The organism is Pseudomonas lyxosi, from assembly GCF_047758685.1.
GTDB classification, from domain to species: Bacteria; Pseudomonadota; Gammaproteobacteria; order Pseudomonadales; family Pseudomonadaceae; genus Aquipseudomonas; species Aquipseudomonas lyxosi.
The window spans coordinates 5,284,232-5,308,766 of sequence record NZ_CP180481.1; the positions used below are offsets into that span (position 1 = coordinate 5,284,232).

The window sequence follows — 24,535 nt, forward strand, 5'->3', positions numbered from 1 at the left end:
GATCAGATCAACATGCACGAGGAAATGCGCCGTGCATTTGCGCTGCTTTCAGGCAAGTGGAAGCTGGAAATCATGTGGTTGTTGAACCAGCGAATCTATCGTTTCGGAGAATTGCGCAAGGCGATCAGCGGCATCACCCAACACATGCTGACCGCGCAACTTCGTGAGCTCGAAAACGATGGCCTGGTATTGCGAACAGTCTTCGCGGAAGTGCCCCCGCGCGTCGAATATGAAATGACGGCAAAGGCCCGTGCCCTTGGGCCGACGATGGAGGCACTCGCGTTATGGTGGAGCGAGTATGGGAAGAGCGTACCGGTGAAGCCAGGCTCGCGCGGACGCAAGCCCAAAGGCACGTGAGCAGTAAACAGGGATAGTTTTCGAGCCTTGAAGCTTCGATCAATTGGCTATTTTGCCATGGAGATCACGGGAAGCTCCTTCGAGGGTTCTCCATAGGCTGCGCATCGTAGGGTTTTCATTGGTGATGGAGCAGTAGGAGCGGATCTCCAGTCGCGTACTCCATTCATCACCACCCGCTTTTACCAACTGACCTCGCTGAAGCTCGTCGATGACGGCGCTTTGTGGCAACCATGCCACGCCATACCCCTCTATCGCCATTCGCATCAAAAGCATCGCCATGTCTGCCTCATAGCACCGCTCCAGCACACTCACACTTGGGCCATTTTTGATGACTATGTCTGCTACGCGACCTAAAAAAGTGGTGGCCGTATAGGCGAGGTGAGGGACTGCTTTGGCTGAGGTGCCGGGCAAGCGATACAGCGGTTGCCCGTTGTTGTCAGGGGCACACAACGGAATAAAGGCGTCATGTCCCAGCGTCAGGCAACCGAATTTTTCCGGGTCCAGAAGAATGGGTGCCAAGGGATGGTGGTAGACGATCATCAGATCGCAACTCCCCTCCTCCAAGGCTATAACGGCGTCATGAATGTTCGCGGCAACGACTCGGGCGTTGAACTGCTCATTGTGCTGCTGAAATTGGGTTAGCCATTTCGGCAGAAACGTCATTGAAAGGCTGTGGCCAGCTGTGACCTGGATGGATCGCCCGGGCATTCGCTCAACCTCTCGCAGGGCTGAACGCAGCCTCAATAACCCCGCCAATGCCTCGCGGCCCTCTTCACAAAAACTTCGCCCCGCAGGCGTGAGCTGGACGGGATAAGTTCCGCGATCTACCAACTCTGCTCCGACCCATTCCTCAAGTGACCGTATGCGACGCGACAGTGCTGACTGGGTCACGCACCGTACCTCCGCAGCACGAGAAAAGTTTTTCCACTCGGAAATCGCTAACAGATCATCCAACCATTTGATTTGCATACCGGCACCTCACGCTCCGAATGCGCAGTGTACTGCGCCTCAGTCAGGACGAAGCAGCAGTTTCGAAAACTATTCCAAAAGCGCATGAGGCTATCGGGATTACTCATCACGACGCATCAAACCCGACCCTAGAATCGTAAACGTTGAAGCGAGGCCAGAGAGCTTCAACCCAATGACACTTGTCTCCTGCCAAGTAACAAAAGCAAAAAAACCACTTGAGGAAAGCTCCGTGAAGAAAAATAAACTTCCGCGTCGGATCGCAATTGGCATCGCCTCAGGCGTGCTTGTCGGTTGGGCGTGTCACCATTTCGCAGGGAGCGAACAAAGCGCCAAAGAGATCGCCTCTTACTTCTCGATGGTCACCGATATCTTTTTACGCATGATCAAGATGATCATCGCGCCTCTGGTGTTCGCGACCTTGGTCGGCGGCATCGCGAGTATGGGTAACTCCCGCTCTGTTGGCCGGATTGGCTTAAGAGCCATGGCCTGGTTCGTCACCGCTTCGGTGATCTCGCTGGCCATCGGCATGGGCCTGGTCAACCTGTTCCAACCCGGTGCGGGACTGAACATGGAGGTTGCCCAGCATGCGGCAAGTCCCATGGTGGTCAACACTGGGGATTTCAGCCTCAAGGTTTTCATCAGTCACGTGTTCCCTCGCAGCATTGCTGAAGCAATGGCCAACAACGAAATCCTGCAAATCGTAGTGTTCTCGTTGTTCTTCGGGTTTGCCTTGGCGGGTGTGAAGCGAGCGGGTCACACAAGGATTGTCGATAGCATTGAAGAGCTGGCCAAGGTGATGTTCAAGGTCACGGACTTCGTCATGGCCTTCGCGCCAATTGGAGTATTCGCAGCCATCGCATCGGCTATTACCACGCAAGGGCTTGGCTTGATAGTCGATTACGGAAAACTGATTGCCGAGTTCTACTTGGGCATTGTGATTCTGTGGTGCGTGTTGTTCGGTGCCGGCTACCTGTTTTTGGGTCGTTCAGTGCTTACCTTGGGCAAGCTCATTCGCGAACCCATCCTCCTCGCATTTTCCACTGCCAGCAGCGAATCCGCTTACCCGAAAACCATGGAGGCGCTGGAGAAATTTGGTGCGCCCAAGCGCGTATCCAGCTTTGTCCTTCCGCTGGGGTACTCATTCAATCTTGATGGTTCGATGATGTATCAAGCGTTCGCCATCATGTTCATTGCTCAGGCCTACAACATCGACTTGAGCTTCACACAGCAACTGCTCATCTTGCTGACGCTGATGATCACCAGCAAGGGAATGGCGGGTGTAGCCCGTGCCTCGGTGGTCGTGGTGGCGGCTACGTTACCCATGTTCAATCTTCCCGAAGCCGGCATTTTGCTGATCCTTGGCATTGACCAATTCCTTGATATGGCCAGGACGGCCACCAACGTCGTTGGCAACAGCATCGCGACGGCTGTGGTTGCCAAATCAGAGCCACATGAAGAAGCAGAAGACGCGCCCGGCGCTGCATCTCCGCGCCCAATTCACACTGCAGCCACCGCCTGAGAACCGAACCATGAAAGGTAAATCAAAGCCGTCCAGCGGGTCATCGTTTTCTCGCAAACTGGGCATTGTCGGCGGGCTAGGCTCACTGGCCGGCGGCGATCTTTTCTACAAATTGGTGAAGTCCAGAGCGGTTCTGGAGGATCAAGGTCGCTATCACTTTCTGTTTGAACAACACCCCTTCAAGGACGTGCTGATGCCTCTTGATCAGGGTGCCAGCATGACCTCCAGAAAGTTCTACGTATTTCAGGTTTGCCAGACGTTCGAGGCGAGCGAAGCCAATGCCGTCTTACTGCCTTGCTTTGCCAGTCACACCTTTCGGGAGGAGATCCAGGAGGAAATCGGGATACCCGTTCTGGATATGATGGCGGCGTTACGCAAGCATGTGGATCATGTCGCTGCCCCCGGCACAACACTGGGCATCATCGCGTCCGACTATGTTCGGCACTCCGGGTTGTTTGAGCGCTATTTCGGCACTGATTTCGAGCTGGTTTATCCAAACGAGAACGAGCAATCCGGGTTGATGGACGCCATGTACGGGGTTAACGGCATCAAGGATGGATTCCTTGACGGGGTACCACTCGAATGTGTTTATCAGGCCTGCCTGTCGCTTCAGGATCAGGGGGCCACAATCATCCTGCCTGGCATGACTGAGCTATCGTTGGTCTGCGGTGATCTTCAACGGCGTGGCTTGACTGTCCTGGATATCAACGAGATTTATGCCGCTTTCGCCACCTTGGAGAAAGGCCAGTCGACCCGTCCGCCTTTCAAGCTTGGGATCGTGGGTGGAGTTGGGCCAGCGGCAACGGTCGACTTCATGGGTAAGGTTGTGGCCCACACCCCGGCAGGTCGCGATCAGGAACACATCAAAATGGTGGTGGAACAGAACCCCCAGATCCCTGATCGCACAGCCAACCTGCTGAACGACGAAACTGATCCGACGATGGCGATGTACGCAACGTGCAAGCGACTGGAAAGCGCCGGCGCCAATGCCATTGCGATTCCGTGCAACACAGCTCACGCCTTCGTCGAGCGCATCCAGGCGCACCTGCGTGTACCTATTGTGAATATGCTGACCGAGACGGTAGAGGCTATCGTGCAGCGGTACGGTGCCGGCAAAACCGTCGGGCTGCTAGCGACGTCCGGCACAATCAAAAGTCAGGTTTATCACGAGGCTGCTCGCCGAGCAGGCCTTCAAATAATTGCCCCTGGCGTGGATTACCAAGCGTTGGTTATGCAGTCGATTTACGGAGATCACGGCATCAAAGCAGGTTTCACAGAGGGCATATGCAAAGACCAGCTCCTGACCGCCGCAGAGCACTTATGTGAATTGGGTGCTGATGTGCTCATCCTGGGATGTACGGAGCTGCCTCTGGTGCTTGAGCATAGCGAATCCTACATGATTAAAAATCATGAGGTCGCATTGGTCGACCCGACAACTATATTGGCATTGAAGTGCATTGAGCTTGCCCGAGTAGCGCTGAGTACACCGTAGAAAACAGCCGCCGACACTTTTCTCCTGTCAGCACCGATAACAGAAACGCCGCTTGCTGTTCACTTAAGCCGTAATGCGATCTGTAGCAGCTGGCGAAGCCTGCGTTCGGCTGCGAAGCAGTCGTGAGTCCGGCCGCCGTGGTGTACCTGACGCACCGCAATTGCTGATTTTACGACTGCTGCGCAGCCGAACGCAGGCTTCGCCAGCTGCTACAAAGAATGCGTCGCGGCTGAAATTGCTTAAGTGGACAGCGTTAGCTCAATGAGCGGCGTTTTTTGTGGAGCACCATTCAGCTGTTAGCGGTGGAACCTAGTTATCCATAGCCGCAAACCCGCGCTGCAGGTCCTCAATCAACGCCTCGACATCCTCAAGCCCGATATGCAACCGCAGCACCGGATTCAATGAACGATCCGCAGCACTGTCGCGATCCGTGGTATCGGCGACGGTGATCAGGCTTTCGTAGCCGCCCCAGGAAGCGCCGAGCCCAAACAACTGCAGCGAATCAATAAAGCGTTCGACGTAGGTCGGGTCTGCATCACGCAACTCGAAGGACAGCAAACCGTTGCTGCCATTGAAGTCGCGCTGCCACAAGGCATGACCGGGATGCTCGGGTAACGCGGGATGGAACACCCGGCTCACCTGCAGTTGCGCTTGCAGCCAATGGGCGATTTCCAGCGCCTGGCGCTCGTGAACTTCCATTCGCGGCGCCAGGGTTCGCGCGCCGCGCAGCACCAGATAGGCGTCGTCAGGGCTGACGGTGGCGCCAAAGGTGTCGCCCATGGATGCCAACGGCTGCCAGACTTCTTCGCGGGTGCAGACGCTGCCCATGACCACGTCGCTGTGGCCGCACAGGTACTTGGTCAACGCCATGATCGAGATGTCCGCGCCGAGGGTCAGCGGTCGATACAGGTAACCCGAGCCCCAGGTGTTGTCGACGGCCAGGAGAATGCCTCGCGGTTTGCACAGGGCGGCGATGGCCGGCAAGTCGCAGAGTTCATACAGCAAGGAACCCGGCACTTCGGTGTAGACCATTTTGGTGTTGGCTTGCAATTGCGCTTGAAGGCCGCTGCCATCCGGCGCGAAGTAGCTGATCTGGATGCCGAACGGCTCAAGAAACTCACGGGCCAGCCGCCGCACGGGTGCATAGACCGCGTCGCTGATCAGTACGTGATCGGCGGGCCGCAGGTAGGCCAGGAAGGTCTGCGCGATCGCCGCCAGCCCGGTGCCGAACAAGCGAGTGCGATAACCGCCCTCCAGCTCCGTCACCAGATCTTCCAGGGCGAAGGCGGTCGGATTGCCTCGGGCGCCATAGCTCAGGACCCGCTCGCTATCGCGGCGAGCACGGGCGTCGCGCATTTGCGCCAGGTTATCGAACAGCACCGTGCTCAACCGCGTGACCGGCACGTTGACTGCCCGACCGCCATTGCCCTGTTCGGTACGCGCGGAATGGACCAGACGCGTACGCACCCGGGCATCGCGAGGCACTGTGACGCGCAGCGGCTTGAGACTGGCGATCTCGTCGTCGCTCATCTGCGCCAACAAACCGATTTCCCAGGCCAGGTATTGGCGCGCTGCGTCTTTGTTGCCGGCGTGACGGTCATGGGTGAAGAACAGAAAATCGATGCACTGCTGATCGGGCGGTGTATGGACGGAGTCCTGCACGGAAAGGTCTGCCGCACGCCAGGCATCGAGGCCGCCGTCCAGTAGCCGCACGTGCAGACGCTGAGCTTCAGGCAATTCCAGCGCCGCGAAAGCGGCCAGCCGCGAATCATCGGCGACCAACACCAGTGGCCGTTGCTCACCGGCCACTTCAGAGGCCAGCAACGAGCGAATCGACCAGCGTGACCCGGCGATATGGCCTTTGCGATAAGTCATGCTCGGTCGCAGGTCAATCAGTGCCACCGCGTCATCCTTCAGCGCATCGGCCAAGGCCCGCGCCGTGATCGATGGCAGCGCCTCGTGATCGGCAACGTCGACAACGGCTAACGACAGACCGCTGCTCACGCCGCCCTTCAGGACATACGCTTCATGCCCCAATTGCCGCAACCAACTGGCAACAATCGGTGCCCGCACACCATCACTGTCGAGCAGCACCAACCGCGCCTGACGCACGCCGACATACAGATCCGTGGATTGAATCAACTGCCCGCCCGGCGTGTGTTGTGCTCCGGCCAGACTGCCCGCGGCAAACTCCTCGGCGGTGCGCACATCGCACAAAAACAGGCTACGGCCGGCTTCCTTGGCCCATTGTTCAACCTGCGCAGCCGCAACGGTCTTCACCCCGGCCCGTTCCGCCAGTTGCGCAGCAGCCAGTCGCTGCCCCGGCAACGTGCCGATCGACACCTCCTCGGCGTAACGTCGGGTACTGCCATGCTCCAGCCGAAAATCTTCCAGATACCAACCCTGGGTTCCGTTTTCCAATGCGTAGATCGGATTCTTCAACCCCAGATTGATCAACGTCTGGGCACCGATGATGCTGCGGGTCCGACCGGCACAATTGACCACGATCGGCGTGCTTTCGTCCGGTACCAGATCGTGGACGCGATAACCCAGCTCGCCATTCGGGCAGCACACCGAACCGGGAATCGTCATCTTGCGATACTCATCGAACGGTCGACCGTCGAGCACCACCAGCGGCTCGCCCCGGCGTTGCCATTCGGCCAGTTGTGTCGCAGTGACATGCGGCGTATGGCTGGCCTCTTCCACCAATTCACCGAACGCCTTGGAAGGCACATGCACCCCGGCAAACAGCTGAAAACCGGCAGACTGCCAACCATCGGCACCGCCATCGAGCACATGCACCTGGCTATATCCGAGCGCCCGCAGACGCTGAGCGGAACGCGCCGCGACATCCCCGCCGTCCTGGTCGTAGATCACCAGCCGAACCTGAGGATTCGGCGCCAGACGCCGGACCTCCAGCTCCAGACGGCTATAGGGCAAGTTCACCCCGAAAAACAGGTGCGCTTCGCCATATTGGCCGTGCTCGCGCACGTCAAACAGGGCAATTTCCTGCCCGTCGAACAGCCACTGCTGCAGTTGCCCTGGAGTTACGGTCTGGCTCATGAGAGTCCCGTTTTAAAAAGTTATTGAAGCGCTAGAGAGCGCTCATTGGCTCTACTCGCCTTCACGGATATTGACCGGCAGCACGCGGTACTCAAGCTCCAGCTCTTCAAGCAGGATGCCGATCTTCAAGCCATTGCCAGTCGGCCAGTAATACAGATCGATCATGCGTAGGCCTTGATCGACGGTGCCATTTGCGAGGCGTTGTAATTGAGAATGCGCCCGTCGGCCTCGACGCCGTAACGGCCGTTGAGGGACTCCAGCGGCAAACCGTACAGGTGGAAATGCAGGGTCGCCTGCTCGCCTTCGACACGAATGCCATGCAGGTCTTCGCCGAGAAACGAGATGGAGGTGCCGGGTTGCACGATCACTTCCTTTTCCAGGTGCAAGGTAGTGAAACCGGGCTCGCGGCCTTCGTCATCACGACGGTAGACGTAGTTGATTTCCTGGCCTTCGACGGCGCTGATGATCGCCCAGGTTTCATGGTTATGAGGGATCGTACTTTTGCCCGGCAACAGCGAGTTCAGGTACAGCGTCGGGGTGTCGCCGTCGTCATTGAGACGGTAGCGGAACGCTGTGCTGCCCTGCCCTGGCACTGGCGCGGGGAACTCGTCGAAATTGAACAGATCGCGGCGCTCGGCCAGGACTTCAAGCAAGGAAACGATTTCCACCAGCGCGGCGCGGTCGACGCCACGTTGATGGATGACGCGGATTTTCTTCAGGAAATCCTCGATGACGGCGGCACGGTTAACGGTACTCATGAACAGGCTCCTCGGTATTAGACGGACAGGCTGTAGCGACTCAGGTTGGTCAACAGATACGGATCATTGGCGATGGCCGGCCGGCGGCCCGGATCACCCAGGGCGTGACGCAAAAACTCTTGGGTGCGTTCACTGGTGGGGTGCTGAAAGATTTGCGCGGCGCTGCCGTGCTCGACGATCACGCCGTTCTCGGTGAAGTAGACGATGTCGCTGATCTCTTCGGCGAAACGCATTTCGTGGGTGACCAGCACGCAGGTCATGCCTTCTTCGGTCAGCTCACGAATCACCGTCAGCACTTCGCCGACGGTTTCCGGATCGAGGGCCGAGGTCACCTCATCAAACAGAATCAGTTCCGGACGCATGGCCAGGGCGCGGGCAATCGCCACCCGTTGCTGCTGACCGCCCGAGAGTTGGCCCGGATAGGCATCGGCCTTGTGTTCCATACGCACCTTGGCCAACAAGGCACGGGCGTCTTTCTCGGCTTCGATCCGGTTGCGACCCAGCACCTTGCGCGGGGCAATCACCAGGTTCTCCAGCACTGACAAATGCGGGAACAGGTTGTATTGCTGGAACACAAATCCCACGCGCTTGCGCAACTCGATGCGCTGGGCTTCCTGGGCCAGGGTGTGAACCTCGGTCGTACCGACGCGGATGCTACCGCGCTGGGGCTGCAACAGCCCGGTAATGCAGCGCAGGATGGTCGATTTGCCGGAGCCGGACGGGCCGATGATCGACACGGCCTGGCCGCGATGTACGTCAAGGTCGATGCCTTTAAGCACAGGGTTGTTGCCAAACGACAGGTGCAGGTCGCTCAGACTGACCAGGGGCTCGGCGACGGTTTCAGTAGAAGGCATAACGTCGCTCCAGGCGTTGGGTGAGTCGGGAAATCGGGTAGCAATAGGCAAAGAACAGCACCAACAGGCTCAGGTAAATCACCACGGTGAAGCCGGTCATGTTCACGGTGTTGCTGGCGATTTGCGCGGTGTCGATCACATCATGCACGCCCACCAGGGACGCCAGCGCGGTGCCCATGGTGATCACCGCATACAGGTTCATCCACGGCGGCAACATGCGTTTGAAACACTGCGGAAGGATGATCGAACGGAAAATCTGCCCACGAGTGAATGCCAGGGAACGTGCGGCTTCCCATTGGGTGCTGGGGATCGAGGCAATGGCGGCACGGAAGATTTCCGCGACGTTGGCACTCGCCGGCAACGCCAGGCCGAGGGTTACCTTGACCCAGTCCGGAAACGAGACATAGGCACTGCCGATGTGGATCTCGAACGGGAACACATAGGTGGTGAAATAGATCAGCACCAACCAGGGCGCATTGCGGAAAACCTGCACCCAGATCTGTGCCGGCAAACGCAGCAGTCGCAGTGGCGATAGCGCCAACGCGCCGACCAACAGCCCCAGCAACGACCCCAGGCCGATGGCGACGAGGCTGATCAGAATGTTCTGGCCAAAGCCTGCGGCCAGCGCCGGCGACCATTGCAGCAAGGCCTTGAACACCGGGCTGTGCGGGGTGAAATACACCAGCCACAGTACGACGCAAACCAACAACAGCAGCTTGCCGACATGCCGCCGAGGCCAGGCCAGCGGTGCGCTGACGGTCGATTCAATGGCCATAGCCGGGCATCCTCAGGCGCGCTTCAAGGTAGCGCCCCACACAATTGACGATAAAACTCAGCAGGCCGAAAAAGCTCAGGATCAGAATCATCAGCTCCAGCACGTTGTCGCTTTGGGTCCAGATCATGATCGCCGCGTAGGTGATGTCCCCCACGGCAATGGCCGAGGCCACGGCGGTCATCTTCACCAGGTCGATCAGGTTGTTGATCAGCGACGGCAAGGCAAAGCGCAGGGCCAACGGCAGTTGCACATTCCACAGCAACTGACGGCTGCTGAACGCCAGTGAACTGGCCGCTTCCAGGGTCACGGTCGGCACCGCCTCGATGCCGGCGCGCAAGGCTTCGGCATGGAACGCACCCTTGTGCAACGAAATCACGATCACCACCCAGGCGAACGGCGTCAGCGGGTTGGCCGCGCCGACGGCCTGAGTCAGCAACATGTTCAGCACCAGGAAGGCGCAATACAGCTGCACCAGCGTCGGTGTGTTGCGGGTGACCTCAACAAATATTCGGGCCGGTTTTGCCAACCAGGGTTTTCCAGAGGTCAGCATCGCCGCCAATCCAACACCGGCCAGCAGGCTGCCGACAATGGTGAACAAGCAAAGCAGCACTGTGGTCAACGCGCCCTGCTCCAGGGTTCCGCGTTGGTAGGCGTCCAGCAGAAAACCGTAGTTCAGGCCAAACCCGGCAGTCCATTGGACGAAAAGCGCCAGCCAATGACTCATGGTTCGCCCCGCAATTGCGCGCAGGCGTGAGCGATGCGACGTCCGGCTTCGGCAACGCTGTCGGTCGCCGTGGCGATGGACAGACGAAACCACGGCGACAAGCCATAAGCACTGCCCGCCACACCGGCCACGCCCTCCTCCAGCAAATACGCCACGACATCGGCGTCGCTGTTCAGGCATACGCCGTCCGGACGATAACGCCCCAACAACCCGGCGCAGCGGACAAACACGAAGAAGCCACCTTGAGGTTCGAGCACCTCGAGACCTTCCACTTTGCGTAAGGCGCTCACCAGTAAATCCCGGCGTTGCTGATAGGCCGTCACCTGTTCCGGCAAGAAATCCAGGCCACCCTCGAAGGCCGCCAACGCCGCGGCTTGTCCCACCGAAGAGGCCCCCGACGTGGATTGCGATTGCACGACCGCCATGGCGTTGGTCAGCACTTGCGGCCCGGCACCGAAACCGATGCGCCACCCGGTCATGGCGTACGTCTTGGACACACCGCCCACCAGCAGGCAGCGCGGCTGCAAGTCCGGCGCGACGTTGAGCAGGCTCTGGGCCGGATGACCGTCAAAGCGAATATGTTCGTAGAGTTCATCCAGCAGAATCAGCACCTGCGGATGGCGACGCAGCACCTCGGCCAAGGCTTGCAGCTCGGCCGCGCTGTACACCGCGCCGCTGGGGTTGCCGGGGCCGTTGAGGATCAACCAGCGCGTGCGTTCGCCAATGTGTTGCTGCAGCTGTTCTGCCGTGAGCTTGCAGCCCTGCGCCAGCGCGCACTCGATGAACACCGGCTCACCGCCATTGAAGCGCACGCTGTCCGGGAAGCTCGGCCAGTACGGCGTCGGCACCAGCACTTCATCGCCGTCGTCGAGGGTCGCGGCGAAGGCATTGAAGATGATTTGCTTCGCCCCATTGGCAATCACGATCGATTCCAACGCATAGTCCAGATGGTTTTCCTGCTGGAGTTTGCGTTGCACGGCGACACGCAAGGCTTTTACCCCAGGCGTCGGGGTGTACTTGGTGGCACCGGCGGCGATGGCGGCATAAGCGGCCTGCTTGATGTGTTCGGGGGTGTCGAAATCCGGCTCGCCGGTGGTCAGGTCGAGGATGTCGCGACCGGCATCACGCAACGCCGTGGCTTGGGATTTGGCGGCGGCATTGGCCGACAGCGAGACGCGCTGAACGCGTTTGGACAGGCGAAGACTCATGACTGAACCACCTCCAATACCTTGCCCGGATTGAGCAGGTTTTTCGGGTCCAGCGCCTTTTTGATGCGGCGCATCAGGTCGAGCTCCACCCGGCTTTTGTAGCGCCCGAGCATGTCCCGTTTGCGCTGGCCGATGCCGTGTTCCGCGCTGATCGAGCCGCCATGGGCGTGGGCGCTGTCATGAACCAGCAAGCTGAGCGCCGCGTAGTGAGCCATATGCGCCTCGACCGTCGAATCAAGCGGATGAGCAACGTTGTAGTGCAGGTTTCCGTCACCCAAATGACCGAACGTAAAATGGCGGACACCGGGGAAATGCACCTGCAACAACGCATCGGTCTGGGCGACAAACGCCACGACCTGGGAAATCGGTACTGAAATGTCGTGCTTCATGTTGCGACCGGCGCGCTTCTGCGCCTCGCTCATGTTCTCCCGCAACAGCCACAGGGCCTCGCTCTGGGCCAGGCTTTCGGCGATCAACGCATCGGCCAGCAACTCGCGCTCGAAGGCCTCCCCCAACACTTCTTCAAACGCTTCGCGGGCATGGGCTTCGCTGTGGTTATCGGACAATTCCAACAGTGCAAACCAAGGCTGCCTGGCGCCGAGAAAGGGTTGCGGACCTTCGGGGAATTGCTCGCGCAGCAGCGCGAGGCAGTCGGCACTGAGCAGTTCGAACGCCGTGAGGTTGGCACCGAAACCGGCGCGGGCATGGGACAGCAATTGCACCGCTTGGTCCAGGGAGTCGAAGGCCAAGAGTGCCGTCGCCTGAGCCTTGGGCAGCGGGAAAAGTTTCAGGGTCGCGGCGGTGATGATGCCGAGTGTGCCTTCGCTGCCGATGAACAGGTCGCGCAGGTCGTAGCCGGTGTTGTCCTTGCGTAACCCGCGCAGGCCATTCCAGATTTCACCCTCGGCGGTGACCACTTCCAGGCCCAGGGTCAGCTCGCGGGTATTGCCATAGCGCAGCACTGCGGTGCCACCGGCATTGGTGCCCAGATTGCCGCCGATGGTGCAACTGCCTTCGGCGCCCAGACTCAGGGGAAACAGCCGGCCGGCGTCCCGCGCAACGTCCTGGACGGTTTGCAGAATGCAGCCCGCTTCGACGGTCAGGGTGTCGTTGTCGGTGTCCACCGTCCGCACACGATTCAGCCGATCGAGCAACAGCAACACTGCTCGGCCGCTGGCATCCGGGGTTGCGCCGCCCATCAGCCCGGTGTTGCCGCCCTGCACCACCACCGGCGTATCGCTGGCCACGCACGCGCGAACCACAGCCGCGACTTCCTCGGTGTTCGCCGGATGCACCGCAGCGATGACCTGCCCGACGTAACGGCCCTGTTTGTCGGTCAGGTAGTGCGCGGCCTCTTCGCTGCTCTGCACATGGCTGGGGCCGAGCAGTTGCTGCAAGGCAACAAACAACGGCGAACTCATGGTTGCGACGCCAGCGGTGGCGAATTGCGGTATTGCTCATGCAGATCACGCAACGCCTTGGACGGCGTCATACCGGTGCGCTCGCCCAATTCGATCAGCCAGCCGCTGCGGTGCCAGTCGCGCACGATGGCATCCAGTTTTGCCTGGGTATCGTGTTCGCCTTTGCGCAGCCAGATCACCGAGTTGGACGGGATCAAATCACCCGGCAGCGGAATTTCATACTCAGCCCACTCGGCATCGCTCAACAGCGCATGCATGGTCGGGCTGACATGCACCGCCGCCACGCAACCATTGCCGCGCAGCGACAACAACGATTCGGATTGGCTGCGGAACGCCTTGATCTCTGCGCCGTAGGTTTCCTGCAAGGGCTTGATGAAGTTGCTGCCCTGGGACACGCATACCGGCTTGCCCTTGAGATCAGCCCATTGAGTCACGCCAGCGCCTTTGCGAATCAACGCGGCGCCGCCGACTTCTTCATAAGGCGTGGGCACGTAATCGAGAATCTCGCCACGCTCTTCGGTGAACTGCATATTGGCGATCAGGATGTCGACCTTGCCCTGCTGCAGGAACTGCACGCGGTTGGGCGCCAGCACCGAAACGGTCTTCGCTTCGACGCCCAATGCCTTGGCGATGCCCTTGGCCAGTTCGACGTTGTAGCCCAGGTGTTCGCCGCTCTTCGGGTCGATGGTGCCAAATGGCGGACCACTGAGAATCACCCCGACGCTGATGGCGTGGCGTTGCTCGATCTTGTCCAGCGTGGCATCGGCCTGGGCCAGGTTCGCACCCAAAGCAGCGCACCAGGCGAAGCACAGGGCTTTAGCGGAAAAATAACGGTTCATACACGACTACCTTGAACGACCGTCCGGCAAAAGGACGGTCTGTTGAAAACGATGAGGTGGAGAACCGGAGGTCAGGCGCCGTTGGCCTGGAACTGTTTCTGCAGTTCCACCAGAGCGGGCGACGCGGGCGTGATGTGGTTGCGGGTCTGGGCCTCAATCAACCAGCCGCTGCGGTGCAGTTCCTTGACGATTGGATCGAGCTTGGCCTGGGTATCGCTTTCTCCGGGACGGGTCCAGATCACCGACGGCGCGGGGTTGAGTTCCGGTGTAAGCGCGCGATAGCCCTGCCATTCGGCGGAGCCGGCGAGCAGCGGATTGATCAGCGTGGCGTCATGCACCGCCGCGACGCAGTTGTTGCCGCGCAGGGCCAGCAAGGATTCCGAAGAGCTCTTGAAGGCTTTGATCTCGGCGCCCAACTCGGTGAGCGGTTTGATGTAGCTGCTGCCCTGGGAGGTGCAGACCGGTTGGTTTTTCAGGTCTTCCCAACGGGTGATCTTGCTGTCCTTGAGCACCGCGGCGGTTCCGCCAACGCGGTAGAACGGTGTTGGCACAAACCCGAGGATCTCGCCGCGTTCGGCGGTCCACTCCATGTTGGCAATCAGCAAATCGACTTTGCCCTGCTGCAAAAACTGCACGCGGTTGGCGGGCAGTACCGGCACCAGCTCCACTTCGGCATTCAGTTGCCGGCCCAACTCCTGAGCGAGATCGACATTCAAACCGCGCGGCTTTTGGCTCGTAGGATCAATCCCGCCAAACGGGCCGCCGGACAGCAATACGCCGACCACCAGCACATGCCGTTGTTCGATCTTGTCCAGGGTTGCATCAGCCCGGGCACCGGTGCTGGCAACCAGCGAGATCAAGGCGCCCAGCATCACAGGTAAAATTTGTTTAACGGCTGAGCACTTTTTCGACATGGATCTTCCCCTGATGATTGATCGGCGTACCCCGACCTGATGTGGAGGCATCCTAGGTACAGCGTTGAAGTTACGGAAATTCAAATATCTAATATCGTTATAACTTCCCGTGTTCACTCCGAGAGCGATTTTCCACAAAGCCTGTATTTACTGGCGATAAAGATTCACCAAAGAAAAAACCAACAAAAATACATAAATAATCGTAATGTTTATGTTTTCAGCCTTGATATAAAAACAGTCCCGGAAATGGCCATGTCGACCTCACCCACCCTCGATCTCGAATTGCTGCGCACCTTCATTGCCGTGGTTGATCACCACAGTTTTGCCGAGGCCGGCGCGCAACTGGCCCGCACGCAATCGTCGGTCACCCAACACATGCAACGCCTGGAACAGCAAGTGGGGGTCAGCCTGTTCGAAAAGCGCGGACGGCAAAAACAACTCACCGAACCCGGCTTGCAGTTACTGCGTCATGCCCGGCAGATGCTGTCGCTCAACGACGAGGCGTTGAACTCACTGCGTGAAAGCAGCTTGAGTGGTGTGTTGCGCATCGGTTCGCCCCATGACATTGCCGACACCATCCTGCCGCCGATCCTCAGCCACATCGCCCGCTCGGCACCGCGCTTGCGCCTGGAAATCGATGTCGGGCGCAGCCCGTTTCTGATGGACGACCTGCACGGAGGCAAGGTCGACATGGTGATTTCTACCCGCCAAGACCCGAGCCTGGAAGGCTTCGCCTTACGCACTTCGCCGGTGTGGTGGATCTGCTCGGCGCAGTACATTCACAACCCCGGCGAACCGTTACCACTGATCCTCGTGGATGAACCGAGCATCTATCGGCGCTATGCCCTGGAGGCACTGGAACGCGCCAATATCAGTTGGCGCCAGGCGTACCTGGCGTCGAATCTGATTGGCATCAAGGCGGCGACACGTGCTGGTTTGGGTGTCACCGCCCGAAGCATGGAGATGCTCGGTCCAGACATGCGCGTGCTGGGTGAAAATGACGGATTGCCGCGACTGCCGGACGTGACCTACTACCTGTGGATCAGGCCCAACACCGCGAACTTGATTGCCCGAAAGGCCTATGACTTGATTCGCGCGAGCCAAGGGTTGTCCTTTTCTTGACGTGAGAGGCTCCGCGGATTCAAGCCCTGGCCATTTCAGAGCTTGGCGATCGAGACTTCGGTGGATTTGACGAAGGCAATCACCTCGCTCCCCACTTTCAATTCAAGATCGCGCACTGAACGGGTGGTGATCACCGAAGTGACAATGCCGGAGGCGGTTTGCACATCGATTTCGGAGACCACTTCGCCTGTCACAATTTCCTTGATGACACCCTTGAACTGGTTGCGGACGTTGATCGCTTTGATGGTCATGATGAGGCTTCCTGTCTGATGTCGAATACATCCGCACGGATGTGCAGGCCTTCAAAATGAACCTCCCGGATCAATATTAAAAGGAATATATATTGATTTGCTTATTCCTAAATCGAATATAAAGTCCGCCCGGCATTTACCACAGCGCCACGGTATAGCTGACGATCAGGCGGTTCTCATCCAGGTCATTACCGAAGTTCGAGCGCACTGACGCGTTGCGCCATTTGAGGCCGAGCCCTTTCAACGAACCGTCCTGCACCACGTAAGCGATATCAGTATTGCGCTCCCATTCCTTGCCTTCGCCCGGCGCAGTGCGTTGCACATTGTCGCCAGAGATGTAGCGGGTCATGAAGGTCAATCCCGGCACGCCGAGTGCGACAAAGTTGTAGTCGTAGCGCGCTTGCCAGGAATGTTCGTCGATGTTGGCGAAGTCACCGATCTGCACGAAGTTGACCAGGTACGGATCGCTGCGGCCGATATACGGAAACGGATCGTCGCCGCTCATGCGCTGATAGCCGAAACCCAGCGCATGACCGCCCAGGCTGTAGGTGAACAGCGCGCCGAAGGCTTGGTTGTCGATATCACGAAAGTTGCCGTCTTCGGTGCTGCGCGCATAGCGTACGTCGCTCTTGAGCGACTGGCCGGCGCCCAGGTCCAGCACGTGCACAAGCCCGAGGTAATTTTGCCGGTAGATGTTTTCCAGCTGGCCGTAGCGGTACTGCGCGGTCAGGTTCGGCAGGAACTGATAGTCCGCCCCGGCAAACTGAAACTTGTCACTCTGCCCGCCAATGCGGTTGGCGGTCATGTCCTGATAGTCGGTGGAGTCGACAAAATTGATCTGCGTGAGCTGACCGGCCGTGAGCTTCAAACGATCGATTTCCTGCACATTCACCAGGCCACCCTTGAACGTGCTCGGCAACAGGCGGGTGTCGTTGGAATTCACCACCGGGTCCTTGATCTGCAACGTCCCGAACTTCAGGGTGCTGTTGGACACGCGCATTTTGCCCGTCAGGCCTAACTCGCCATAGCGATCCTGTGAGCCACCGGACAAATCCGGTGGCAACAGATTAGTCCCCGCCGTCCCGCCACCGGAGTCCAGCTTGAAACCGGCCATGCCCAAAACATCCAGGCCAAAACCAAACGTGCCAGCGGTGTAGCCCGACTCCATCCGCAACAGAAAACCCTGCGCCCATTCCTCGGCCTTGTCGCGCGAACCGTCCTGGCGAAAATCACGATTGAAGTAGAAGTTGCGCGCTTCCAGGCTGCCTTTACTGTCCGCGACGAAATCCGCCTGAGCGGCCGGCGCACAGAGCAGACTCAGGCCGAGCAATGTGCCAACCGGGACGCACCCATTGAATGGGCGGGTGCGACCCGCTTTTGAAGGCACGTGGACAGTCATGATTTTTCCCATGGAAGAGGTTCCTGCGGCAGCAAGCGAAGATGACGGACACGCCTCATTGTTTTTTTGTGAAGGCGTTGTCGTGGGGGGCGGACGCAGTGACCTGCGTCGTGAGGCGGATTCTTCGTGCCGGGGCAGAACGGCGTCAAACGGGAAAAAGACGAGGTTATGCATAAGAAAATTTGATGCCCGCGATGGCGAACTCTGGAGTAACAATTGCAACACGCCCCTTCATTACAAGAGCCACAAGCGCCAAGGGAACCGCCATGAACCTCAAATTCCTCGAAACCTTCGTCTGGGTCGCCCGCCTGCAAAGCTTCAGCCTGACCGCCGAGAAAATGTTCAGCACTCAGGCCGCGATCTCCAGCCGGATCGCCGCACTGGAAGATGAGTTGGGCCTGCGCCTGTTCGTGCGCGATTCACGCGGGGTGTCGCTGACGCCCGAAGGTCTCAAGGTGCTCGACTACGCCGAGCAGATGCTCGAGGTCCAGCGCGCGTTGAAACACTCCCTGGACAACACCAGCCCGCAGCAGGGGCTGGTGCGCATCGGCGTGATGGATACGGTGATTCACACCTGGCTCAGCCCGTTGATGTCGACCCTGATGCAGACCTTCCCCGCCGTCGAAATCGAAATTACCGCCGACGCCGCACGCAATCTCTGCGAGCAACTGCAAAAGGGCTATCTGGACATCGTTTTCCAGACCGACCTGATCCGCCACGAAAGCGTGCGCAACCTCGAACTGGCGCACTACCCCATGCACTGGATCGCCGCCAGCAACTCGATCTACGCCCGGCCTTATGCCTCGCTCACCGAGATGGCCGGTGAGCGCATCATCACCTTCGTCAAACACTCACGACCGCATCAGGATGTGCTCAACCTGTTGCACGCTAATGGCATCAGCACACCGCGCGTCAGTTGCGTCAACTCGGTGTCGGCCATGACCCGGCTGATTCGTGACGGCTTCGGTATCGGCGCCTTGCCGGCGGCACTGGTGGCCAACCCCCTGGCCAGCGGCGAGCTGATCCAGCTGGATCCCGGCAGTCGCTTGCCGCAACTGGATGTCGTGGCCTCGTGGCGTGCGGGGGTCGGGCTGGAACTGATCGAGAACATCGTCGAGATGAGTCGCCAGGTGGTCTGCCAATACGCGGCGGATGTCGGTCCGTTGCTCATGGTGGCGGCGCCGGGCCTCGACAGCCGACTGCCCCCTGAATAACTTTTAGTTGTCTGGGGGCAACAACATTCCTTGTTGGACGGCATCACCGCGGTTTTCTAAAAAGGCTCAACGAACCTGCCGAGATGCCATGATGAATCAGCCCGCCCTGTCCTTCGAACAACTGCAGCGCAGCACCCCTCTCGCCCTGCGCCAAAGCATCGCCGCCGGGCACTATCAGGGTCACACCAGCGGCCTGGGCCAAGGCCGGGTGCAAGCCAATATCGTGATTCTGCCCAATGATTGGGCCAACGAGTTCCTCAGGTATTGCACCCTCAATCGTCAAGCCTGCCCATTGCTCGACATTACCGAGCCGGGTGATCCGTACTTCCGCAATCTCGGGACAGCCATTGATATTCGCCATGACGTGCCCCGATACAAGGTCTATCGCCATGGCGAACTGAGCGAAGAACCGCTGGATATCGAGCACCTTTGGCAGGATGACCTGGTGGCCTTCGCCATTGGCTGCTCGTTCTCCTTCGAACAACCGCTGCTGGATGCCGGCATCCCCCTCAAGCACATCGATCTGGGGCGCAATGTCGCCATGTACCAAACCAACATCGACACGCGCCCCACCGCTCGCCTCGGTGGCAAGCTGGTGGTGAGCATGCGGCCGATGAAAGCCGCGGCCGCCATCCAGGCCATTCAAATCACCGCGCGCATGCCCAACGTCCACGGCGCTCCCGTGCACATTGGCGATCCGTCGCTGATCGGCATCCACGCGCTCAACACCCCGGACTACGGCGATGCCGTTCCCATCGAAGCTGACGAAATACCGGTATTTTGGGCGTGCGGCGTGACGCCTCAATCGGTCGTGCAGGCCTCACGCCCGCCACTGAGCATCACCCATGCGCCCGGTTGCATGCTGGTGACGGATTTGTACAACAGTGCTTTGTAATGGCGTGGGTGTGCCGTAATGCCAATCAGTTAAGGAACGACAACATCCGTAGCAGCTGGCGAAGCCTGCGTTCGGCTGCGAAGCAGTCGTGAAATCAGACGATGCGGTGTTTCAGGAAGACCGCAAACGCAGGTTTTACGACTGCTGCGCAGCCGAACGCAGGCTTCGCCAGCTGCTACAAGGTTTGCGTTGCGGCTGAAATAGCTTAACTGATCGGCATTAGTCGAAGCCTTGTAAAACCACTCAATGTAGTCAACGATGCAATTGGCCTTCGTTCCTTGTTTTGTGCCATGGACCCTGCCCCATTTCCTGATTGTTCAGGACTAAAGTTCGCGCACATTACCCACAAAAGACCTGATGGCAGCAGAACCGACTATCCTTTCGGACAGTGAACGCTGCACTCTTGGCAAAAAGGGACGCCATGCCAGACCATGATCGCGCTATCGGCTCCAGACCCGGCATCACATGCGGTGATCGAACCTGTCTGATCAGGCCCGGGCTACCCTGGATGGCTTTAATTACGGTTTTCTGTCTTTTCACCGCAACTCCCGGATTCGGCCAGAACCTGCCAACCGCAGCGGCTGTCGAAAACGCCACGGTTACGGTGATTCAAGCGCAGGAAATCGTGTCCAGGGCCACCCTCGACGCCGTTCGCTGGAGCGGCCCTGAATCCGGCCCGCAAGCCCTGCGGGGCAAGAGCATCGCCTTTGTCGCAGAAGATTTGCGTAACGGAGGAATTGTCGGTGTCGCGCAGGGCGCTCGCGAGGCAGCCAAGGCGATGGGCTGGACGCTGAAGATATTCGATGGCGCGGGATCATCGGCCGGGCGCGCGAAGGCCTTTTCCGATGCCCTGGCAGCGAAACCCGACGGCCTCATTCTGTGCGGCTCCGATGCCGTTGAGAACAATGCGGCGCTGATCCTCTTCGCCAACAGGGATGTGCCGGTGGTTGGCTGGCACGCCGGGGCACGACCCGGGCCGATTGACGGCACGCCGGTGGCCATGAACGTCACGACCGACCCGCTCGAAGTGGCTCGCCTCACGGCCATGGCGGCAGTGGCACAGTCAAACGGACAGGCCGGCGTGGTCATCCTGACCGACTCCAAGTACAGCATCGCCATGGCGAAAGCCAAGGCCATGGAAAACGTCATTCGGGCCTGTCGGGAATGTACATTGCTGGAAGTGCGCGATGTCGCGATCTCTGAAAGTGGCGAGAAGATGCCTGCGATCACCAAGGAGCTGCTTCAGCGCTATGGCAAGCGCTGGACCCATGCGCTGGCCATCAACGATATCTATTTCGACTACTCGATCGCCTCATTGACCAACGCCGCAGTACCCAGCGACGGCATCAGCCTGTTGTCTGCCGGTGATGGCAGCGCTTCGGCTTTTTTGCGCATACAGGCAAAAACCTACCAGACCGTCACCGTGGCCGAGCCGCTCAACCTGCATGGCTGGCAAGTGATGGATGAATTGAACCGGCTGTTTGCAGGTCAACCGGTGAGCGGCTTCGTCGCGCCGATTCACCTGGTCAATGCCGACAATATCGCCTTCGACGGCGGGAAGAAATTCCAGTACGACCCTGACAATGGTTATCGAGACATCTATCGCCACCAATGGAACCCCTGACATTGGACGTTATTTCCCGGCTCGGACGCCGGCTATTGCCGCAATCGCTACGCGCACAGTTCACGCTGGCGTTTCTGACGCTGGCGCTACTGATTCTGGCGAGTGGTGCAACGGCGGTCTACGCGTTGCGCACGTCAAACAGCGCCACCCGCCAGCTGACGGATGAACGACTGGTCCGCATGCAAGATGGGCAAGACATGCTGCAGCGTACCTTGCTGATCGAACGCCAGACCGATCAGCTTCTGACAACCCGCTCCCCCGACACCCTGCGTTCAAGCTATGCGGCGACCGTCGAACAGCTTGAAGCCCTTGATCAACTGGTGCAGCAGCTGACTGCCGCGAACAGTGGCGTGGCGATACTCGACATGCATCAGTCGAGTCAGATGTTCCGCAATACCGCCAACATCGTTGCGCAGCTGCGAGAAAGCCTGCTGCAAACCGAGGTCACCTTCGAGCAAACCATGGAGGATCGCACCACCAGGTTAACCGCGACTCAGATCCGGGCCAACCTGGAACTGGCGGTGTTGCTTTTCGATCTGCCGCAGGCTGTTGACAGTGATGCCGTGCAACGGCTGCGGGTCCGATATGAGCGCCTGTCACGCACCGCAGGCAAGTTACCCAACGCTGATGTGGAGACGCCCGATCTCTTCTCCCTGCGCCTGAGGCTCATCAATCAGCACAACGTCATACAGCACTTCAATGAGGAACTGAAGAATGAGGCCGGGGTTCTGGTCGCGGTGGCCCGTGCGCAATCCAGTGCTTACACCGAAGACTATCGCGAAGCCCTGCAGCGCCTGGTCGAAGCCTCAAGTCGTAGCCAGCAATGGGTGCTGATCATGTTGGGCGCCAGCCTGGTGTTCGCCTGGTTCGTGACCCGGGTCTTCATGGGCCGTCATGTGCTCGTGCGTCTGAATGAAATCAGTCGGCAATTGCGTCAGGAACACACTGACAAAACGCATTTGATGATGGCGGAACATGGGAAGGACGAGATCGGCAATATGGCTCGCGCGGTGAATCAATTCCTCAACGATCGACTTCAGCTGGAAAAAAGAACAGTCCAATTGAGTATCGCCACAGAGCGGCTCGCCCTGCAAAACAGCCGATTAGAGCAAGAAGCCGTCATCCGTGCCGGACAACGTCATGTCCTTGAGCTGATCGCCAGGAGCACCGAGCTTGCAGAAGTCCTCGACAGCCTGGCTCACCTGGTGGAGTCCCAGCTGGTGGGGATGATGGTGTCCATCCTGGTGCTGGATGAGGATGGCAAGCACCTGCTGCACGGGGCTGCCCCCAGTTTGCCGAAAGCCTATAACCAGCTCATTGACGGGATTGCGATCGGTCCGAACGTCGGTTCATGCGGCACCGCGGTGTATCGACGAGAACCGGTCATCGTCACGGATATCGAGCTGGATCCGCTGTGGGAGGAGTACCGTTCAGCCGCTGCGCCCTATGGATTTCGCGCCTGCTGGTCGACGCCGATTCTGTCCCATGAGCGAAAGGTATTGGGTACGTTTGCCTTGTATTCCAACACCGTACGCAGCCCAAGCTCGACCGAGACGCGACTGATCGACATGGCGACACCGCTTGCCGGCATCGCGATAGAACGCCAGCTTACCGAAAAGCGCATTCGCTATATGGGCGACCATGACGCTCTGACCGGGCTGCCGAATCGCACACTGCTCGAAGACCGTCTCAAGCAGGCAATACTTTATGCTCAGCGCTACAACCGCCTGGTGACGGTGGTGTTTCTCGATCTGGACAAATTCAAACTGGTGAATGACAGCCTTGGGCACAGTGCTGGAGACGAACTGCTGAAAACCGTCGCCCAGCGCATGCAGGAGTGTGTACGCCGCACCGACACCGTCGTGCGATTGGGTGGCGACGAGTTTGTGATCATCCTGTTCGACCAGCCCTCAGACCTCGACGGCGTTACTCCAGCCCTGCACAAAATCCAGGAAGCCATCCTGCGGCCGATTCAGCTCAGCGGACATACACTCCACGTCACCTGCAGCATGGGGTTGGCCACCTACCCTGCCGACGGCAGCGACACCGACACGCTGCTCAGCAACGCGGACGCCGCCATGTACCGGGCCAAGGAACTGGGTCGCAACAGCTACCAGTTCTATACGAGCGAGATGAAAAACAAGGTTCAGGGCAAGCTCGCCATGCAAGACGGGCTTCGAAACGCACTCAACCATGACGAGTTCCTGCTGCTGTACCAGCCACAGGTGGACTTGCAGTCGGGTCAGATTATCGGCGTAGAGGCACTGATCCGCTGGCAGCACCCCGAGCTCGGCATGGTGTCTCCCATCAAATTCATTCCGCAGGCCGAAGAGACCGGGTTGATCGTGCCCATCGGCGACTGGGTGATTCATGCCGCGTGCAGACAGAACAAGGACTGGCAGGATGCGGGCTGTCCGCCGATCACCATGTCGGTGAATATTTCAGCGCGCCAGTTCATCGAAAGGGACCTGATTGACCGGGTGAGGCATGCCTTGCAAGAAACCGGACTGGACCCGATGTACCTTGAGCTGGAGCTGACCGAAAGCCTGATCATGCAAGACCTTCAGCAAGCCATCAGCAAAATGAAGGAACTGCAATCAATGGGGATCAGTCTCTCGATCGACGACTTCGGCACCGGCTACTCCAGCCTCGCCGCATTGAAAAGCTTCCCGATCGCGAGACTCAAGATCGACCAGTCTTTCGTGCGCGATCTGCCCGACAACGAGAACGACAAAGCCATCGCCACCGCGGTGATTTCGTTGGGGCACAAACTGAACCTCAAGGTCATTGCCGAAGGCGTCGAAACCGAAGAGCAGCAAACCTTCCTGCGTGAAAACGGCTGCGATGAAATTCAGGGCCACTTTTTCAGCAGAGCGGTCAGCGCAGAGGAAATCAGTCTGTTACTGCGTACGCCCCGGGTGCCTCAACCGAGCCGTATTGCGAGCCCTGACTCGGCAAGGCGGAAACGCGATGTAAAACGCCCAAGCAGTCCAATGCCGGGGCATTAATGACTCAGCGTACGGTAAAATGCTGCTGTGTCAGAAGCCGATCGCCCTGGAACGAGGCGCGAGTCGGGGAAACAATTGCAGAGCGTTTCCGTGGTCTATCGAAACATGCTCCGCTTTCGCGCATTGCTC

General features: G+C 59.0%; 20 protein-coding genes and 1 pseudogene. 8 read left to right on the forward strand and 13 right to left on the reverse strand.

Going from position 1 to position 24,535, the window contains the following annotated elements:
• Nucleotides 1–24 precede the first annotated feature (24 nt).
• Nucleotides 25–357, forward strand: a complete 333-nt coding sequence (locus ACMXYI_RS24280) for a winged helix-turn-helix transcriptional regulator (RefSeq protein WP_415773964.1) — start codon at nucleotides 25–27, stop codon at nucleotides 355–357.
• 39 nt (nucleotides 358–396) lie between these two features.
• Here the strand turns inward: ACMXYI_RS24280 and ACMXYI_RS24285 are convergent, their stop codons facing one another.
• Complete coding sequence (locus tag ACMXYI_RS24285) at nucleotides 397–1,326, reverse strand: LysR substrate-binding domain-containing protein (RefSeq protein ID WP_415769415.1); 930 nt, start codon at nucleotides 1,324–1,326, stop codon at nucleotides 397–399.
• A 229-nt stretch (nucleotides 1,327–1,555) separates the two neighbouring features.
• On the opposite strand from ACMXYI_RS24285, the gene ACMXYI_RS24290 reads away from it, so the two are divergent.
• Both ACMXYI_RS24290 and ACMXYI_RS24295 read left to right on the forward strand, forming a co-directional pair.
• Complete coding sequence (locus tag ACMXYI_RS24290; RefSeq protein ID WP_415769416.1) at nucleotides 1,556–2,845, forward strand: dicarboxylate/amino acid:cation symporter; 1,290 nt, start codon at nucleotides 1,556–1,558, stop codon at nucleotides 2,843–2,845.
• A gap of 10 nt (nucleotides 2,846–2,855) precedes the next feature.
• Complete coding sequence (locus ACMXYI_RS24295) at nucleotides 2,856–4,337, forward strand: amino acid racemase (RefSeq protein WP_415773965.1); 1,482 nt, start codon at nucleotides 2,856–2,858, stop codon at nucleotides 4,335–4,337.
• Between the two features lie 309 nt (nucleotides 4,338–4,646).
• On the opposite strand, the gene metC is transcribed toward ACMXYI_RS24295, so the two are convergent.
• From metC to ACMXYI_RS24345, 10 genes and pseudogenes are all read right to left on the reverse strand, one after another.
• On the reverse strand, nucleotides 4,647–7,400 hold the full coding sequence (metC, locus tag ACMXYI_RS24300; RefSeq protein ID WP_415769417.1) for a cystathionine beta-lyase: 2,754 nt from the start codon (nucleotides 7,398–7,400) through the stop codon (nucleotides 4,647–4,649).
• Nucleotides 7,401–7,454: 54 nt separating this feature from the next.
• Nucleotides 7,455–7,565, reverse strand: a pseudogene (locus ACMXYI_RS24305) (thiol:disulfide oxidoreductase); the annotation flags it as partial.
• The gene (locus ACMXYI_RS24310) at nucleotides 7,562–8,158 is read right to left on the reverse strand and encodes a cysteine dioxygenase (protein ID WP_415769418.1); all 597 of its coding nucleotides are present in this window, start codon (nucleotides 8,156–8,158) and stop codon (nucleotides 7,562–7,564) included. The pseudogene ACMXYI_RS24305 and the gene ACMXYI_RS24310, both read right to left, overlap by 4 nt.
• A 17-nt stretch (nucleotides 8,159–8,175) precedes the next feature.
• On the reverse strand, nucleotides 8,176–9,012 hold the full coding sequence (locus ACMXYI_RS24315; protein ID WP_415769419.1) for an amino acid ABC transporter ATP-binding protein: 837 nt from the start codon (nucleotides 9,010–9,012) through the stop codon (nucleotides 8,176–8,178).
• Entirely contained in the window at nucleotides 8,999–9,787 is a 789-nt protein-coding gene (locus tag ACMXYI_RS24320; protein ID WP_415769420.1) for an amino acid ABC transporter permease, read from the reverse strand. The genes ACMXYI_RS24315 and ACMXYI_RS24320 overlap by 14 nt, the downstream gene beginning before the upstream one ends.
• Nucleotides 9,777–10,511, reverse strand: a complete 735-nt coding sequence (locus tag ACMXYI_RS24325) for an amino acid ABC transporter permease (RefSeq protein ID WP_415769421.1) — start codon at nucleotides 10,509–10,511, stop codon at nucleotides 9,777–9,779. The genes ACMXYI_RS24320 and ACMXYI_RS24325 overlap by 11 nt, the downstream gene beginning before the upstream one ends.
• Entirely contained in the window at nucleotides 10,508–11,719 is a 1,212-nt protein-coding gene (locus ACMXYI_RS24330) for an aminotransferase class I/II-fold pyridoxal phosphate-dependent enzyme (RefSeq protein ID WP_415769422.1), read from the reverse strand. The genes ACMXYI_RS24325 and ACMXYI_RS24330 overlap by 4 nt, the downstream gene beginning before the upstream one ends.
• Nucleotides 11,716–13,140, reverse strand: coding sequence for an FAD-binding oxidoreductase (locus tag ACMXYI_RS24335; RefSeq protein WP_415769423.1), 1,425 nt, complete (start codon nucleotides 13,138–13,140; stop codon nucleotides 11,716–11,718). The genes ACMXYI_RS24330 and ACMXYI_RS24335 overlap by 4 nt, the downstream gene beginning before the upstream one ends.
• Complete coding sequence (locus ACMXYI_RS24340; RefSeq protein WP_415769424.1) at nucleotides 13,137–13,979, reverse strand: transporter substrate-binding domain-containing protein; 843 nt, start codon at nucleotides 13,977–13,979, stop codon at nucleotides 13,137–13,139. The genes ACMXYI_RS24335 and ACMXYI_RS24340 overlap by 4 nt, the downstream gene beginning before the upstream one ends.
• Before the next feature lie 71 nt (nucleotides 13,980–14,050).
• Nucleotides 14,051–14,893, reverse strand: coding sequence for a transporter substrate-binding domain-containing protein (locus tag ACMXYI_RS24345; protein ID WP_415769425.1), 843 nt, complete (start codon nucleotides 14,891–14,893; stop codon nucleotides 14,051–14,053).
• Between the two features lie 252 nt (nucleotides 14,894–15,145).
• Between ACMXYI_RS24345 and ACMXYI_RS24350 the strand changes: the two genes are divergently transcribed.
• On the forward strand, nucleotides 15,146–16,015 hold the full coding sequence (locus ACMXYI_RS24350; protein ID WP_415769426.1) for a LysR substrate-binding domain-containing protein: 870 nt from the start codon (nucleotides 15,146–15,148) through the stop codon (nucleotides 16,013–16,015).
• A 35-nt stretch (nucleotides 16,016–16,050) separates the two neighbouring features.
• On the opposite strand, the gene ACMXYI_RS24355 is transcribed toward ACMXYI_RS24350, so the two are convergent.
• Both ACMXYI_RS24355 and ACMXYI_RS24360 read right to left on the reverse strand, forming a co-directional pair.
• A complete protein-coding gene (locus tag ACMXYI_RS24355; protein ID WP_008145745.1) occupies nucleotides 16,051–16,266 on the reverse strand; it encodes a TOBE domain-containing protein in 216 nt (71 codons plus the stop codon).
• Nucleotides 16,267–16,402: 136 nt separating this feature from the next.
• The gene (locus ACMXYI_RS24360) at nucleotides 16,403–17,665 is read right to left on the reverse strand and encodes an OprD family porin (protein ID WP_415769427.1); all 1,263 of its coding nucleotides are present in this window, start codon (nucleotides 17,663–17,665) and stop codon (nucleotides 16,403–16,405) included.
• A 266-nt stretch (nucleotides 17,666–17,931) separates the two neighbouring features.
• Here ACMXYI_RS24360 and ACMXYI_RS24365 point away from each other — a divergent pair, with 266 nt between their 5' ends.
• The 4 genes from ACMXYI_RS24365 to ACMXYI_RS24380 all read left to right on the forward strand — a co-directional run bounded on the left by ACMXYI_RS24365 (nucleotide 17,932) and on the right by ACMXYI_RS24380 (nucleotide 24,406).
• Nucleotides 17,932–18,879: a LysR family transcriptional regulator gene (locus ACMXYI_RS24365; protein ID WP_415769428.1), complete on the forward strand. Its 948-nt coding sequence runs from the start codon at nucleotides 17,932–17,934 to the stop codon at nucleotides 18,877–18,879.
• A gap of 91 nt (nucleotides 18,880–18,970) precedes the next feature.
• Nucleotides 18,971–19,774 (forward strand): putative hydro-lyase, encoded by an 804-nt coding sequence (locus ACMXYI_RS24370; RefSeq protein ID WP_415773966.1) that lies wholly within the window; start codon nucleotides 18,971–18,973, stop codon nucleotides 19,772–19,774.
• A 604-nt stretch (nucleotides 19,775–20,378) separates the two neighbouring features.
• Nucleotides 20,379–21,398: a substrate-binding domain-containing protein gene (locus ACMXYI_RS24375; RefSeq protein WP_415773967.1), complete on the forward strand. Its 1,020-nt coding sequence runs from the start codon at nucleotides 20,379–20,381 to the stop codon at nucleotides 21,396–21,398.
• Nucleotides 21,386–24,406 carry an EAL domain-containing protein gene (locus ACMXYI_RS24380; RefSeq protein WP_415769429.1) on the forward strand — a complete coding sequence of 1,007 codons (3,021 nt, stop codon included), beginning with the start codon at nucleotides 21,386–21,388 and terminating at the stop codon, nucleotides 24,404–24,406. Before ACMXYI_RS24375 ends, ACMXYI_RS24380 begins: the two co-directional genes overlap by 13 nt.
• The last annotated feature ends 129 nt before the right edge of the window (nucleotides 24,407–24,535 follow it).

Coding starts and splice junctions, on each gene's coding strand:
- ACMXYI_RS24280 (WP_415773964.1), top strand. CDS start 25: ATGCGCCGTGCATTTGCGCTGCTTTCAGGCAAGTGGAAGCTGGAAATC.
- ACMXYI_RS24340 (WP_415769424.1), bottom strand. CDS start 13,979: ATGAACCGTTATTTTTCCGCTAAAGCCCTGTGCTTCGCCTGGTGCGCT.
- ACMXYI_RS24360 (WP_415769427.1), bottom strand. CDS start 17,665: ATGACTGTCCACGTGCCTTCAAAAGCGGGTCGCACCCGCCCATTCAAT.
- ACMXYI_RS24295 (WP_415773965.1), top strand. CDS start 2,856: ATGAAAGGTAAATCAAAGCCGTCCAGCGGGTCATCGTTTTCTCGCAAA.
- ACMXYI_RS24345 (WP_415769425.1), bottom strand. CDS start 14,893: ATGTCGAAAAAGTGCTCAGCCGTTAAACAAATTTTACCTGTGATGCTG.
- ACMXYI_RS24350 (WP_415769426.1), top strand. CDS start 15,146: ATGTCGACCTCACCCACCCTCGATCTCGAATTGCTGCGCACCTTCATT.
- ACMXYI_RS24325 (WP_415769421.1), bottom strand. CDS start 10,511: ATGAGTCATTGGCTGGCGCTTTTCGTCCAATGGACTGCCGGGTTTGGC.
- ACMXYI_RS24315 (WP_415769419.1), bottom strand. CDS start 9,012: ATGCCTTCTACTGAAACCGTCGCCGAGCCCCTGGTCAGTCTGAGCGAC.
- ACMXYI_RS24380 (WP_415769429.1), top strand. CDS start 21,386: ATGGAACCCCTGACATTGGACGTTATTTCCCGGCTCGGACGCCGGCTA.
- ACMXYI_RS24370 (WP_415773966.1), top strand. CDS start 18,971: ATGAATCAGCCCGCCCTGTCCTTCGAACAACTGCAGCGCAGCACCCCT.
- ACMXYI_RS24355 (WP_008145745.1), bottom strand. CDS start 16,266: ATGACCATCAAAGCGATCAACGTCCGCAACCAGTTCAAGGGTGTCATC.
- ACMXYI_RS24330 (WP_415769422.1), bottom strand. CDS start 11,719: ATGAGTCTTCGCCTGTCCAAACGCGTTCAGCGCGTCTCGCTGTCGGCC.
- ACMXYI_RS24320 (WP_415769420.1), bottom strand. CDS start 9,787: ATGGCCATTGAATCGACCGTCAGCGCACCGCTGGCCTGGCCTCGGCGG.
- ACMXYI_RS24310 (WP_415769418.1), bottom strand. CDS start 8,158: ATGAGTACCGTTAACCGTGCCGCCGTCATCGAGGATTTCCTGAAGAAA.
- metC (WP_415769417.1), bottom strand. CDS start 7,400: ATGAGCCAGACCGTAACTCCAGGGCAACTGCAGCAGTGGCTGTTCGAC.
- ACMXYI_RS24335 (WP_415769423.1), bottom strand. CDS start 13,140: ATGAGTTCGCCGTTGTTTGTTGCCTTGCAGCAACTGCTCGGCCCCAGC.
- ACMXYI_RS24365 (WP_415769428.1), top strand. CDS start 17,932: ATGAACCTCAAATTCCTCGAAACCTTCGTCTGGGTCGCCCGCCTGCAA.
- ACMXYI_RS24285 (WP_415769415.1), bottom strand. CDS start 1,326: ATGCAAATCAAATGGTTGGATGATCTGTTAGCGATTTCCGAGTGGAAA.